This is a genomic window from Floridaenema aerugineum BLCC-F46, assembly GCF_041929345.1.
Classification (GTDB): Bacteria; Cyanobacteriota; Cyanobacteriia; order Cyanobacteriales; family Aerosakkonemataceae; genus Floridanema; species Floridanema aerugineum.
Genome location: NZ_JBHFNQ010000129.1, coordinates 17208 through 30441 on the forward strand (window position 1 = coordinate 17208; position 13234 = coordinate 30441).

Sequence of the window (13234 nt, forward strand, 5' to 3'; positions counted from 1 at the left end):
ACTTCTTAAAGAAGTCGGGGCTCTCGTTAGATTAACTAAGCACCCAATTTACTAAAGTACGTACACCGTATCCAGTTGCACCAACGTTGTTGTAACCACTTTCTTTTTCTGTCCAAACAGGGCCAGCAACGTCTAAATGTGCCCAAGGTGTTTCTTTAACAAATTGCTTGAGGAATAAAGCAGCGGTGATGGAACCACCTGCGCGGGGGCCTGTATTCTTCATATCTGCAATTGTCGATTTTAACCCATCGAAGTATTTTTCTTCCATTGGCATTCGCCAAATTTTTTCCCCAGCTGCTTGGGCGGCTGCGAGTAACTGATTAGCTACATTATCGTCAGGACTCCATAAACCAGCGATATCATCACCTAAAGCAATGACACAGGCACCTGTGAGGGTAGCTAAATCAACGATCGCATCCACACCCAGTTTATCAGCAAACACCAAAGCATCAGCTAAAGTTAAACGTCCTTCTGCGTCGGTGTTGTTAACTTCAATAGTTTTACCATTGGAAGCTTTTAACACATCGCCGGGGTGAATAGCGCGACCGCTAATCATATTTTCTGTAGCCGCAGAAATAAAGTGAACTTCCACATCTGGTTTTAATTGAGCGATCGCTTGTGCCGCACCCAAAGTCGCCGCAGCACCACCCATATCGATTTTCATCATTTCGATGCCGCTACCTGCACCTTTAATATTTAACCCACCAGAATCAAAAGTCAAACCTTTACCGATAATTGCCAATTTCTTCCGGGGGCTGCCTTCAGGTTTGTAAGTAAGATGAATAAACTTAGGTGGTAAATCAGAAGCTTGGGCTACACCCAAAAAAGCTCCCATACCTAACTTTTCACAATCTTCTTTTTCCAGAATTTCGGCAATTAAACCATATTCATTGGCTATGTTTTGCGCTGTTTCGGCTAACGTTATGGGAGTCACGGCATTAGCTGGTGCGGCTACTAATTCCCGTGCTAACTTAACGCCAGAAGTAATTTTTTTTGCTTGCTCGATCGCCGCTTCTTGACCAGCTAATCCGATTAAGTCTACTAGTTCTAGTTGTAAACCTTTATCTTCTGATTCTGATTTAAAGCGAAGATCTTGGTAAAGAGCTAATTCTACTCCTTCGACGATCGCACCAGTGGTTAAACTTGGGTCATTTTGCCACACTGGTAAACTAATTCCCAGAGTCTTGCATTTTTCCTTTTTCGCTAACCGAGCCACTGTTGCTGCTGCTAGCCTTAAAGTATTTAATTCCAGTTCTTGGGCCTTACCCAAGCCCACCAAGATTAACTTACGAACAGGGCTATTGCTGCCAACGCGAGTGACAGCACTACTGTTGACTTTGCCCTTAAATTCGGTCTCAGCAATTAATTCTTGCAAGACACCGGAAAATTTTTGATCTAGCTCTGCTAGATCCCCAGTTAACTCTACCGCATCTTCAAAAAATCCAATTGCCAGTCCATCTCCAGACCAGTTTAAACGCCCAGTATCCCTAGCTCGAAATTCCATTCTGCTTATACCACCTATCTAGTATCTGTAACAGTATCGATCAACTTGAGGTATCTTTACTCTCTACCCTAACAAACCATAATCATGTAGACTTACTCCCATCTTGTTTTTTTGGATATGGAATATTGAATCAAAACAAGATGCTGTGATTGTTGGGTTGTGAGAACTAAAGATGCGAAAGCCACTGAAAAACCACCCAATTCCTCTGGTTATTGGTGTAGGAATGTCTGCTTTACTCATAGGAGTTGGTGTTGTCACCAACAAATGGAGCGATTGGCAACAGTCGGGAGCAATGACTGGTCAGTTTAACTTGGAGCCGAAGTCAGAAATTCTGCCTTTAGTTAGTTTACCACCAGAACAACGAGTGACAAAGCTGTTAGAAATTGGTCAGAATTCATCGGTACCAGTGGTAGCATTGACAGCAGCACAAACGTCCGATCGCAGTCGAGCGCGTTATTTGTTGGCGAGTGATTTAATTGAGCGTGGACAAGGTAAAGAAGCGCTCCCTTGGTTGGAAGGGTTGGAAAAAGAATATTCAGTTTTAGCGCCGCATATTGCTCTCAAACGCGCTCAAGCTTATGAGAGTATTAAAGATCAAAAGAAAGCTAATGCAGCTTGGAAACAATTGCTCAAAAATTATCCAGATAATCCGGTAGCGGCGGAGGCGTTGTTTGTTTTGGGGCGCAAGGATGCCCAACTTTGGGAACAAGCGATCGCGAAATTTCCCAATCATCCCCGGACTTTGGAAATTGTTCAGGAACGCTTGAAAAAAGACCCGCAACAATTGCCATTGTGGAGGATGTTACTACATTATTCTCATGATGACAAAGTAGTTAGTCGGACAATCAATCAATTAACAACTAAATTCCGGGGGCAATTAACAGCAAAAGATTGGGAAGTAATTGCTTTTACCTATTGGCAAAGGCGAGAGTATGATGAGGCGGGAATGGCTTATGCTAGTGCGCCAACTACGCCGCTGAATTTATACCGTTCGGGGCGGGGAAGACAACTGGGAGGCGATCGGAGTGGTGCGATCGCCCAGTATCAAAGATTAATCAATACTTTCCCAGAAGCTAAAGATACAGGTTTAGCTTTGATTCGGATGGCGCAGATGAGTAGTAAGCCAGAAGATGCGATATTTTATCTCGATAAAGTTATCGAAAAATTCCCCACTCATGCTGGTCAAGCTCTATTAGGAAAAGCCAAAATTCTTGACAGGTTAGGAAGTACCCAATCAGCTTCCCAAATCCGAAAATTAGTATTAAAAAAATACGGTAATTCTGATGCCGTAACTGAATTTCGTTGGCAATCAGCCAAAGAAATTGCCAAAAGAGGTGATTACTTAGCAGCTTGGCGGTGGGCGGAACCAATTGCTAAAGAAAATCCTGACCATGAATTAGCCCCAGAAGCGGGTTTTTGGATAGGCAAATGGGCCCAGCGCTTAGGACGTTCCCAAGATGCCAAAAGTGCCTTTGAATTTGTCCTCTCCAAATATCCTGGCTCTTTCTACGCTTGGCGTTCCGCTACCATGCTGGGCTTAGATGTGGGGGATTTTAACACCGTGCGCCAAAAGTTACCCCAAGTAGTCCGCCCCCAAGAAAGACCAAAGTTACCAGCCGGATCGCCAGCATTACAAGAACTGCATCAATTAGGTCAGGATAAAGATGCTTGGACGCTTTGGCAAACTGAGTTTGACAACTTCATTAAACCCACAGTAGCAGAACAATTAACTGATGGAATTTTACTGCTAACTGTAGGTGAAAATATTCGCGGACTTAATCAGATAGAAAGCCTCAGTTGGTGGCGAGATAATCCCGAAGAAGAAGCAGAAATTACTGCTTTTAAGCAACTACCCCTTTATTGGAAATCTCTCTATCCTTTCCCATTTTTGGAATATACAGAAACTTGGTCGCAAAAGCATGAATTGAATCCTTTATTAGTCACTGCTTTAATGCGACAAGAGTCCCGATTTGAAACTGATATTCGTTCTATTGCTGGTGCGGTAGGCTTAATGCAAATTATGCCTGCTACTGGTAAGTGGGTGGCTCAACAAATCAGTGTGAAAGATTATAACTTGGAAAATCCCAACGATAATATCAGGTTAGGTACTTGGTATTTAGACCATACCCATGAGACTTACAACAATAACTCATTGTTAGCAGTTGCCAGTTACAATGCTGGGCCGGGAAATGTGTCTAAATGGATCAATGAGTTGGGATTTACAGACCCAGATGAATTTGTGGAATATATTCCTTTTCCTGAAACCAAAGGCTACGTTGAGCACGTATTTGAAAACTACTGGAATTATTTACGGTTGTACAATCCCCAAATAGCTCAAATGCTCACTCAATACGGTCATAAGTCGTTTCATCCCTAATCCAGAAGTTGGCTCTTAAAACTATTGATTATTCGTCCCATTAGTATGAAGGATTAATAACAATTTATCCTTCATACTTCAGTTTTTCCATATTTATTTTTGGAGATGGCATATCATCAAACCATAGTATTTTTTATAATCTTTGGTTTTGATCGATTAATGTCTCACAACTATGCCAGTCGGTTTTTACTGCTGCGACTGTGGCTTGATATTCAGCATTATAGGGGCTATGACAAACTAAAAAAACTCGGTAGAGATTATAACCAAGGTCGATAAATTCTCCCATATTAGGAATTCTACTAAATTCAATTATTTGTTGTTTTGACTTTTGTTCATGGTTGTCTTTCATGTACAAACAAATTTTAAGCATTTGGCTACTCCTTGGTTGGATTATTGTTAATTTGTCTTTCTTACCTGTGTGATTTTAACTTAATAAGTGCCAAATCAAAATCTGGCAGCATATTATTTAAAACAGTAACTTCAGTAGACAAATTACTCATTTCGGAGCAGTGTTACATAAATTTTCACAAGGGTCAATCGAAAATCGATTTTCGATTAAAGCCTTCTCCCTGGTTTAAGCGCCCCATAGTTGTGGAAGATAGATAAAATAAGTTAAAGTCTTGGACTAGAAAGAACCCGCAATGCCTTCACCAGAGTTAAGTACCGCAAGAGAGCCAGATTTTCAGGAAACAGCTAGCAGCAAAGTTGCACCAGTGAGCGATCGCAACGAGGATAAATACCTCAATGAACTCCCCGACGAAGTGGAGATGTCCCTATTCGACCATTTGGAGGAGTTACGCCAACGGATTTTTTATGCGTTGATTGCCGTAGCGGTGGGAGTAGCAGGTAGTTTCGTTTTTGTCAAGCCCATTGTCCAATTATTAGAAGTTCCGGCTCAAGGAATTAAGTTTCTGCAATTGGCTCCAGGGGAGTTCTTTTTTGTATCTTTGAAAGTTGCCGGATATAGCGGTTTGTTGGTAGCTAGTCCGTTTATTTTGTACCAAATAATCCTGTTTGTTTTGCCGGGGTTAACTCGTGGTGAAAGACGGATTTTAGGGCCAGTAGTTTTAGGTTCTAGTTTTCTATTTTTAGGGGGATTAGTATTTGCTTATAAGCTATTAATTCCAGCTGCGATTACTTTCTTCATCAATTATGGGGAAGATGTTGTAGAGCAGTTGTGGTCAATTGATAGGTATTTTGAATTTGTCTTGTTGCTTTTATTAAGTACGGGTTTAGCATTTCAAGTTCCCGTAATTCAAATAATTTTAGGATTTATTGGGATTGTAAGTGCTAAACAAATGCTCTCTGCATGGCGATATGTAATGATGGGTGGGGTAGTTTTGGGAGCAATTTTAACACCTTCTACCGATCCTTTAACCCAAAGTTTGTTAGCGGGAGCAGTAATTGGTTTATATTTTGGTGGAATAGGTTTAGTTTTCTTATTAGTTAATCTGAATGGGGGACAAAAGTTAATTAAATGGATAGTCGATCGCTTTAAGAAAAAGCCGAAAAATCCCAATGAAAATCCTAATTCCTCAGCTTCAGAAGTAAGAGAAGAGACAGAAGCAAACACACCACTTACTCATACTTCTTCAGAAAATTCTCTTGGGGAAATTGCGTCTAATGAACGCCGGGAAGAGTCACCCGCAGTTGTAGCAATACAGGAACCAATTCAAAATGGTACTTCAGATTGGGCAGATGAGCAATTAAATGGAAATGGAAAAGCTGATAAAAATGGCGTAGTTGCCGAATTACCGGAAGCGAAAGTTGCTGAACTCATCACAGAAAATGTTGCAGTATTGGAGGATAAAGAATCAGATTTAGAATTAAATAATCAGGAAGGTTTAGCGAGGGAAAATGAAGAAATTTCCGAGGAGAAAATGGAAATAGAGGCTAATCATGAACTCATCACAGAAAATAGTGCAGGATTGCCGGATAAACAGCCAGATTTAGAGTTAGATGATTACGAAAGTTTAGCAACTGAAAATGAGGAAATTGCTGAGGAAAATCTGGAAATAGGTGGTTACAATATAGAGGCTATTCCCGCAGAGGAAGAAGTATCTTTGCCTTTAACAGAGGAGAAAGTTGAATCTAATCAATTAGTATTAACAGTAACGCAGATGTTCCCGAAACTTTTTCATTGCAGAGTTACTGGCGCTTTATACAAAATTCTGAGTGTATGGGGTGATGAATTAGGAGAAGTTGGGATAAAATGGGAAATAAATTTAATTCGTCAAGGTGAAGATTGGTTATCAACACCGGATTTAATTTTTATTCCTTACGAAAATCTGCCTGTTGAATCCCTGCAAGATGAAGTTTGTCCGATCGCACCAGAGTTAATTATTAATATTATGCCTGGTGAAAAAAGTTTTAGGGAGTTGGTGGAAGATGCGATCGCTTACCTAGAAGCAGGAGTACAAAGAGTTTGGTTAGTTGACTATCAAGCAAGAAGTATTACTGTATTTTACGCTGATTCTCGACCTCGGAATTATACGGGAGAAATGCAGTTGATCGATCGGCTTTTTGAGGGTTTAGAACTTACCCCAGAGCAACTTTTTCAACAAGCAAAACTACCCAAAGCGTGAGGTACGTAGTTGCGCTTTAGCGCTCTTCTTTGGCGCTGAAGCGCAACTACGTACCTATAGGGCAAATTTCCCTAAATTTTCTTGTCGCCATTTAGCATCTGCTTTACGATTTGTTTGGATTTCCAAAACTCTAATTCCTTTTTCTGGTAAAGGATTCAATCTTTGCTGTAAATGCTGCCAAGAATTAATTAACTCATATTCCACATTGTAAGTAGCACAAAGTTGAGCGAAATTTATATCTTGTGGTGTAGCAAAATACTCTTCAAAAGGTGGCTCAAATTTAGAAATAGGTAACATTTCAAAAATTCCGCCACCATTATTATTGATGAGAATAATTGTTAAATGACCAACAAATTTATTCCTCAGTAAAAAGCCATTTGTATCATGTAATAAAGCTAAATCTCCTGTTAGCATAACGCTACTTTTTTGCCGATGAGCAATACCTAAAGCTGTGGATAAAGTGCCATCAATGCCATTTGCACCTCGATTGAAAAAAGGTTGGATGCGCGAGTTGTTTGGTTGCCAAAAAAACTCCACATCTCGCACAGACATACTATTAGCAATAAATATTGTGGTTTCTGGTGGTAAACTTTGGGAAATTAACCAAGCAACTTTACTTTCAAATAAGTTTTCTATTTCTGTCATTTTTTGGTTAATTTTTTGGTTAATTTTTTCTTCAAAATTACCCCAAATTTGGAGATATTTATTATTAATATTTGCTTCAAATTGGCAATGATTAGCTAATTGTTCGACGGAAATCCGTAAATGAGTTGTTTTGCCGTGTAGTGGGTCAAAATTATGATGACTGGGGTCAATTATCCACCTTTTTGGTTGAGTGGTTTCTAGCCATGTCCGCAGTTCTTTACTGGTAGGTAAATCGCCGATTTGAATGACTATTTCTGGTGTTAATTGTTGGGCAATTTGTTGATTTCGCAGGATTAAATCATAAGTGGAAATTAAATAGGTATTAAGTTGCTTGTAGTTTCTTAATGGCGATAGTCCTTCGGCAAGAACTGGTGCTTTTAAGATTTGGGAAAGGTGAGAAATTGCCTGACAATATTCTTGCGGGAATGGTGGGCTGGCAGTACCACAAACAATAATTACTCGTTCAGAGTTTCGCCATTCTTGCAAATGATGCAGGATGGAATATGAAGGATAGTTTGGTAATTCTAGTTGTTTTTTTTGGATAGAATCAAAGAAGTTTTGTAGGGAAATTGCGGATTTTAAGTAATTAGTATTACGATCGGGAATGGGGGCGAGGGGGTCACGAAATGGGATGTTAAAATGAACTGGGCCGGAGGTGGGGAAAAGCGATCGCTCCCACCCGTAAACTATAGTTTGTCGTAAGTAATTGAGGATGCCTATTTCTACGGAAGGTGTGGCTAATTCGGTTTGCCAGTTGGGATAATTGCCATACATTTTTACTTGATCTATTGTTTGTCCTGAATGGCAATCTCGTAATTCGGGAGGTCGATCGGCTGTGAAAATTAATAGGGGTATGCGGCTTTCTTTCGCTTCGATAATTGCGGGATAAAAGTTCGCGCCAGCAGTGCCAGAAGTGCAGATTAAGGCTACTGGTAAGTTGGTTTGTTTGGCTATTCCTAAAGCAAAAAATGCTGCCGATCTTTCATCTAATACGGGGATGGTTTCTATTTGTTTTTCTTGGGCAAAGGTGATAGTTAAAGGGGTAGAACGCGAACCTGGACAAATAATTGCTGTGGTTAATCCGAGACGTTTTAAGGTTTCGGTAATAATGGAAGCCCAGAGTGTGTTGGTGTTACGAAAGTCTAAGGACATGGAAATAGTTAATAAACCGCAGAGACGCAGAGAGCGCAGAGGAAGATGGGAGATTTTTTTAAGCTAGGGCTTTGAGAAGGGCTTGGAGTTTTAGTTGAATTTCTGCTAGTTCTTTTTCGGGATCGGACCCAGCGACGATTCCTGCACCTGCCCAAAGTCTGGCGCGATCGCTTTCGATTAATGCCGAACGAATTCCTACTATAAATTCGCTGTTTCCTTGGTGATCTATCCAGCCTATTGGTGCTGCATAAACGGAACGGTTAAATTTTTCATAACGGCGAATTTGTTTGAGGGCAATGTCTCTAGGAACGCCAGCAACGGCGGGTGTAGGATGCAGTTCAGCTAGGATTTCTAAAGGATTAATTGATGTGGGAATTTTACCTCGAATTGGTGTCCATAAATGCTGAATGTTGGATAGTTTTAATAAGCTAGGTATGGGCAGTTTGTGTGGTGTTAAACCTAAGTTTGATAAGCGTTGAAAGATGAAGTCGCTGACAATTTGATGTTCGGTTCTGTCTTTTTGGCTAGTCAGTAATTTTTCGGCAAAGTAAGCGTCTTCTACTAAAGTTTTACCTCTGGGTGCCGATCCGGCTAAAGCATCGGTTTCTAATTCTTGATTTTGAGTTTTAATTAGCCTTTCGGGACTAGCACCAATGAAGTTTTTACCTTTGCCATTACTGAGGGAAAATACATGGCAGTCAGGGTATTTTTGTCGCAAGTTATGGAGGGAACGAATTAGATTAAAAGGTCTGGGTGCTTTGACATCGATCGCATGAGCCAAAACAATTTTGCTAATCTGTTCCTGCTGAATTAATTCTAAGGCTGATAATACTGATGAATAGAAGTTGCTTTTATCAGTAACATCTTTGGTTTGCCAAGTAAATTTATACTCATGTACATGGGAAAATTTTAAGGTTTTTGTTAGGTTAATTCCCTGGTATTTTTCCCAAATAGTTGCACAAGTTTTTTCTATGTTAAGGTTTCTATCTATGAGAATGTTATTGACAATTGTGCAGCGATTTTTTTGACAAGAGATTTGCCATTTGGGGAGAAACACCATTGCTGAGGGAAATGAAGGATCGCTGTGATTATCTTCGTCAAAAAAGGTAAAGTTACAGAAGAAATGGGGGCCAGAAAATGGTAAATCTAAGGCTCCAATAGCGGTGGTATTGGCAAGGCATGATTCGATAAACTGCTGCACTTGAGAAAAGCGATTAGTTCCTGCTACTTTAAATTTGACTGCTGTGCCAAAAGCGGCGATCGCTTCGGCTTTTTTCGCTTTTTCCCCATAAAAATGAACTTCATCTGCTGGGCAAATTTTATCCAGTACTGCCAGAGGATCAATTGATTTTGCTTCCCAGGAAATACTGACGATTTTGGATGGTCTTTTCTCACTTAAGGTTTGTTTACAAGCAGAAAGAAACTGATTTAGTTCCTGACAATCCTGAATCAGATTTGCATGATGCTGTGTGACTGGCATGGATAAAAAAGTTTGCAAATTTTTTTTAAGTTTGGTTGCCAAAACCGAATTAATGAGCGTATCTCTAGTAAGTTAGCACTCTGCCTCAAGTCCCAGCATCGCTAGGCGGGAGGCATTGGCAGATTCTTGCATGGGAAACGCTCGCATCTTGAGTGTACCATTGCTCCATTAAAATCATAAAATGATTAAAATTGTGAAACTCAAATTAATTTTGTCTGATGACTACCAATTCCATCAAGTTGACAAACAGTAAGTTGTGGTACGCTGCAATTAAACCACCCATGTATAGCGTTGCTATTATCCCGATTTGGGTAGGTACAGCCGTAGCTTTTGCCGAAACAAAAATAATTCATGCGGGAATATTTGCCACTTTTTTAATATCAGCAATTTTAATTGTAGCCTGGATTAATCTAAGTAATGATGTTTTTGATTCCGAAACAGGAATTGATGAAAATAAAGCTCATTCTCTGGTAAATTTAACAGGTAATAAATCGTTGATTTTTTGGCTGGGGAATCTATTTTTAGCTTTGGGGATTTTGGGAATATTCGCGATCGCTTGGCTGCAACATGACTTTACTGTAATTGGCATAGTCATTCTTTGCTGTTTCTTAGGCTACACTTACCAAGGGCCACCTTTCCGTTTAGGATACCAAGGTTTAGGAGAAATCATCTGTTTTATTTGTTTTGGCCCTTTAGCAATAGCCGCTGCTTACTATAGCCAAACTCAAACCTTTTCTCTGACCAGTATAGCAGCTTCGGTAATTGTGGGAATTACCACTAGTTTAATTTTATTTTGTTCCCACTTTCATCAAGTTGCAGATGATTTAGCTGCGGGAAAGCGATCGCCAATTGTCAGACTAGGTACTAAAAAAGGCTCACAATTATTACCTTGGGTTTGCGGTAGCATTTATGCACTAACTGTCATGTTTGTAGGCTGGCAAATTTTTCCGATTTGGACTTTGTTAATTTTCATTAGTTTACCATTTGCGCTGAAATTATTTCGCCATGTTGCTGAATTTCACGATCAACCAGAAAAAGTGAGTAACTGTAAATTTATTGCAGTTACTCTTCATTTCTGGAGTGGTTTGTTGTTAGGTTTAGGGTTTGTAATTCCGGGTTTTTAATGGTTTATCAGTTGCAATTTCGTCCCTATCAACGCTCGTTTGTGCGATCGCTCTCTACCAGTCATGGTAACTGGGAAAAAAGAGAGGGAATCATCATTAAATTAATCGATGAAACAGGCACAATTGGTTGGGGAGAAATTGCCCCCCTTCCCTGGTTTGGTTCAGAAACCTTAGCCGCAGCTTTAGATTTTTGTTCCCAACTAGGGAAGGAAATTACCACAGAAACTATTTTTTTAATTCCCGACGCATTACCCGCTTGTCAATTCGGTTTTCAGTCAGCTTGGTCAGCAATTAAACAACCCCAAAAACTAACTTTAAACCACCAATTTAGTGCTTTATTACCTACAGGTGAAGCAGCTTTACATACATGGGAAAAACTTTGGCAAGAAGGATATCGCACTTTTAAATGGAAAATTGGCGTTTTACCAATAACCGCAGAAATAGGCATTTTTAAACAGCTAATTCAAGCATTACCTAACGAAGCAAAAGTAAGATTAGATGCTAACGGGGGACTAAATTGGGAAAAAGCGATCGAGTGGTTAGAAATTTGCGATGATTGGCAAATAGAATTCCTAGAACAACCCTTAGCTGTTGGTGAAGAAAAGGCAATGTTAGAGTTAAGTAAAACACATTCTACACCCCTAGCATTAGATGAATCAGTAGCTACAATTGCTCAACTAAAAGCTTGTTATCAACTTGGTTGGCGGGGAATTTTCGTGATTAAACCTTGCATTGCTGGTTCGCCATTTCATCTGCGAGAGTTTTGCCAACAAAATAACTTAGATGTTGTCTTTTCCTCCGTATTTGAAACCACTATTGGGAGAGAAGCAGCATTAAAATTAGCGGCTGAAATTTCTCCGAAAAATCGCGCTTTAGGTTTTGGTATTAATCACTGGTTTAAGGAAGATGAAGAAACATGGTTAGCATCTCTATGGAAAACCCTTTAATCTATTTAGAAAAACGTGCTAATGATAATTGGTTAATTGGTTATGATAGCCGTAAATTTACTTTATTAGCTCAACAATTATATTTAGAACTTACTCAAAATGCTAATTTAAAAACACCTTTAAAAATTCTCATAGCTGAACGACAACCGATAAAATTACTCGCCAGTTTCATTGCTGCAACTGCTGCTAATTGCCATGTTTTTCTATGTAATCCAGATTCGGTAAAAGCTGAATGGGAACAGGTTTTTAATTTAGTACAACCGGATCTAATTTGGGGAGATTTGGCAGAGATTGACTATAGAAAAACGCCAATAACAGCTACAGCATCTATCCCTAATTATCCATCATCTTTAATCATGATCCCCACTGGTGGTTCATCGGGAAAAATCCGTTTTGCTATGCACACTTGGGAAAGTTTAATGGCATCAGTAATAGGTTTTCAGCAGTATTTTAATTTAGAACAAGTCAACTCATTTTGTATTTTACCACTTTATCATGTAAGTGGATTAATGCAATTTATGCGCTCTTTTAGCAGTGGCGGTAAATTAGCTGTTTCTACTTTAAAGTTACTAGAAAATGGTGAAAAATATGATATTGAACCAGCAGAGTTTTTTATATCTTTGGTTCCCACTCAATTACAACGATTACTACAAAAACCTGATTTAACTACTTGGTTATCCCGGTTTCAAACAACACTTTTAGGCGGCGCACCAGCTTGGTTAGAACTTTTAGAAACATCGAGAAATTACGGGATTCGGTTAGCGCCTACTTATGGAATGACTGAAACCGCATCTCAAATTGCCACTTTGAAACCCGAAGCTTTTTTGGCAGGAAATAATACCAGTGGTCAAATTCTTCCTCATGCCAAAGTCATAATTAAAGGTGAAAATGGGGAGATATTAGGCAGAAATCAAACAGGTTTTATTAATATTAAAGCTGATTCTTTGACGGTAGGTTATTATCCAGAATTCTTTGCTAATAAAGAAGAATTTCAGTTAGATGATGTAGGATATATTGATGAGAATGGTTACTTAAAAATTGTTGGACGTAACAGTAATAAAATCATCACAGGGGGAGAAAATGTATTTCCTAATGAGGTGGAAGCGGCAATTATTTCTACTCAAATGGTTGAGGATGTTTGTGTGATTGGTTTACCTGATTCTCAATGGGGTGAAATAGTTACAGCAATTTATGTTCCTAAAATTCCTGATATTAATATTGATGATTTAAAAATAGCTATTGAAGATAAGTTGAGTAAATTTAAGTATCCTAAAAAGTGGATTGCTGTAGAAAATTTGCCACGCAATGCACAAGGAAAGATCAACCGCAAACTATTAATAGAAGGTACGTTGTTGCGCTTTAGCGCTCTTCTGTAGCGCTGAAGCGCAACAACGTACCTTCAAAGGTTTCTTTGTTTGGT

At 39.4% G+C, this 13234-nt stretch carries 9 protein-coding genes and 1 pseudogene; 6 read left to right on the top strand and 4 right to left on the bottom strand.

Annotated elements, in window-relative coordinates:
* Positions 1 to 31: 31 nt before the first annotated feature.
* Positions 32 to 1504, bottom strand: coding sequence for a leucyl aminopeptidase (locus ACE1CC_RS17130; RefSeq protein ID WP_413271643.1), 1473 nt, complete (start codon positions 1502 to 1504; stop codon positions 32 to 34).
* Positions 1505 to 1676: 172 nt separating this feature from the next.
* Between ACE1CC_RS17130 and ACE1CC_RS17135 the strand changes: the two genes are divergently transcribed.
* The gene (locus tag ACE1CC_RS17135) at positions 1677 to 3881 is read left to right on the top strand and encodes a lytic transglycosylase domain-containing protein (protein WP_413271644.1); all 2205 of its coding nucleotides are present in this window, start codon (positions 1677 to 1679) and stop codon (positions 3879 to 3881) included.
* 133 nt (positions 3882 to 4014) lie between these two features.
* Here ACE1CC_RS17135 and ACE1CC_RS17140 read toward each other — a convergent pair whose 3' ends face one another.
* The gene (locus tag ACE1CC_RS17140) at positions 4015 to 4251 is read right to left on the bottom strand and encodes a hypothetical protein (protein WP_413271645.1); all 237 of its coding nucleotides are present in this window, start codon (positions 4249 to 4251) and stop codon (positions 4015 to 4017) included.
* 271 nt (positions 4252 to 4522) lie between these two features.
* Here ACE1CC_RS17140 and tatC point away from each other — a divergent pair.
* Both tatC and ACE1CC_RS17150 read left to right on the top strand, forming a co-directional pair.
* A pseudogene (gene tatC / locus ACE1CC_RS17145) lies at positions 4523 to 5326 on the top strand (twin-arginine translocase subunit TatC); the annotation flags it as partial.
* Positions 5327 to 6001: 675 nt separating this feature from the next.
* Complete coding sequence (locus ACE1CC_RS17150; protein ID WP_413271651.1) at positions 6002 to 6466, top strand: Uma2 family endonuclease; 465 nt, start codon at positions 6002 to 6004, stop codon at positions 6464 to 6466.
* A gap of 54 nt (positions 6467 to 6520) precedes the next feature.
* Here the strand turns inward: ACE1CC_RS17150 and menD are convergent, their stop codons facing one another.
* Both menD and ACE1CC_RS17160 read right to left on the bottom strand, forming a co-directional pair.
* Positions 6521 to 8263: a 2-succinyl-5-enolpyruvyl-6-hydroxy-3-cyclohexene-1-carboxylic-acid synthase gene (gene menD / locus ACE1CC_RS17155; RefSeq protein WP_413271646.1), complete on the bottom strand. Its 1743-nt coding sequence runs from the start codon at positions 8261 to 8263 to the stop codon at positions 6521 to 6523.
* Positions 8264 to 8321: 58 nt separating this feature from the next.
* Positions 8322 to 9743: an isochorismate synthase gene (locus tag ACE1CC_RS17160; RefSeq protein ID WP_413271647.1), complete on the bottom strand. Its 1422-nt coding sequence runs from the start codon at positions 9741 to 9743 to the stop codon at positions 8322 to 8324.
* A gap of 218 nt (positions 9744 to 9961) precedes the next feature.
* On the opposite strand from ACE1CC_RS17160, the gene menA reads away from it, so the two are divergent.
* Genes menA through ACE1CC_RS17175 form a run of 3 tightly spaced genes read left to right on the top strand, consistent with a single transcriptional unit; the run spans position 9962 to position 13190 of the window.
* Positions 9962 to 10867: a 2-carboxy-1,4-naphthoquinone phytyltransferase gene (menA, locus tag ACE1CC_RS17165; protein ID WP_413271648.1), complete on the top strand. Its 906-nt coding sequence runs from the start codon at positions 9962 to 9964 to the stop codon at positions 10865 to 10867.
* Positions 10867 to 11814 carry an o-succinylbenzoate synthase gene (locus ACE1CC_RS17170; RefSeq protein ID WP_413271649.1) on the top strand — a complete coding sequence of 316 codons (948 nt, stop codon included), beginning with the start codon at positions 10867 to 10869 and terminating at the stop codon, positions 11812 to 11814. The genes menA and ACE1CC_RS17170 overlap by 1 nt, the downstream gene beginning before the upstream one ends.
* Complete coding sequence (locus ACE1CC_RS17175; protein ID WP_459563864.1) at positions 11799 to 13190, top strand: 2-succinylbenzoate--CoA ligase; 1392 nt, start codon at positions 11799 to 11801, stop codon at positions 13188 to 13190. The genes ACE1CC_RS17170 and ACE1CC_RS17175 overlap by 16 nt, the downstream gene beginning before the upstream one ends.
* The last annotated feature ends 44 nt before the right edge of the window (positions 13191 to 13234 follow it).

Bases quoted from the DNA above. Each gene is read 5' to 3' on its own strand.
- ACE1CC_RS17135 (WP_413271644.1), top strand. From the start codon at position 1,677: ATGCGAAAGCCACTGAAAAACCACCCAATTCCTCTGGTTATTGGTGTA.
- ACE1CC_RS17130 (WP_413271643.1), bottom strand. From the start codon at position 1,504: ATGGAATTTCGAGCTAGGGATACTGGGCGTTTAAACTGGTCTGGAGAT.
- menD (WP_413271646.1), bottom strand. From the start codon at position 8,263: ATGTCCTTAGACTTTCGTAACACCAACACACTCTGGGCTTCCATTATT.
- ACE1CC_RS17175 (WP_459563864.1), top strand. From the start codon at position 11,799: ATGGAAAACCCTTTAATCTATTTAGAAAAACGTGCTAATGATAATTGG.
- menA (WP_413271648.1), top strand. From the start codon at position 9,962: ATGACTACCAATTCCATCAAGTTGACAAACAGTAAGTTGTGGTACGCT.
- ACE1CC_RS17160 (WP_413271647.1), bottom strand. From the start codon at position 9,743: ATGCCAGTCACACAGCATCATGCAAATCTGATTCAGGATTGTCAGGAA.
- ACE1CC_RS17170 (WP_413271649.1), top strand. From the start codon at position 10,867: ATGGTTTATCAGTTGCAATTTCGTCCCTATCAACGCTCGTTTGTGCGA.
- ACE1CC_RS17140 (WP_413271645.1), bottom strand. From the start codon at position 4,251: ATGCTTAAAATTTGTTTGTACATGAAAGACAACCATGAACAAAAGTCA.
- ACE1CC_RS17150 (WP_413271651.1), top strand. From the start codon at position 6,002: ATGTTCCCGAAACTTTTTCATTGCAGAGTTACTGGCGCTTTATACAAA.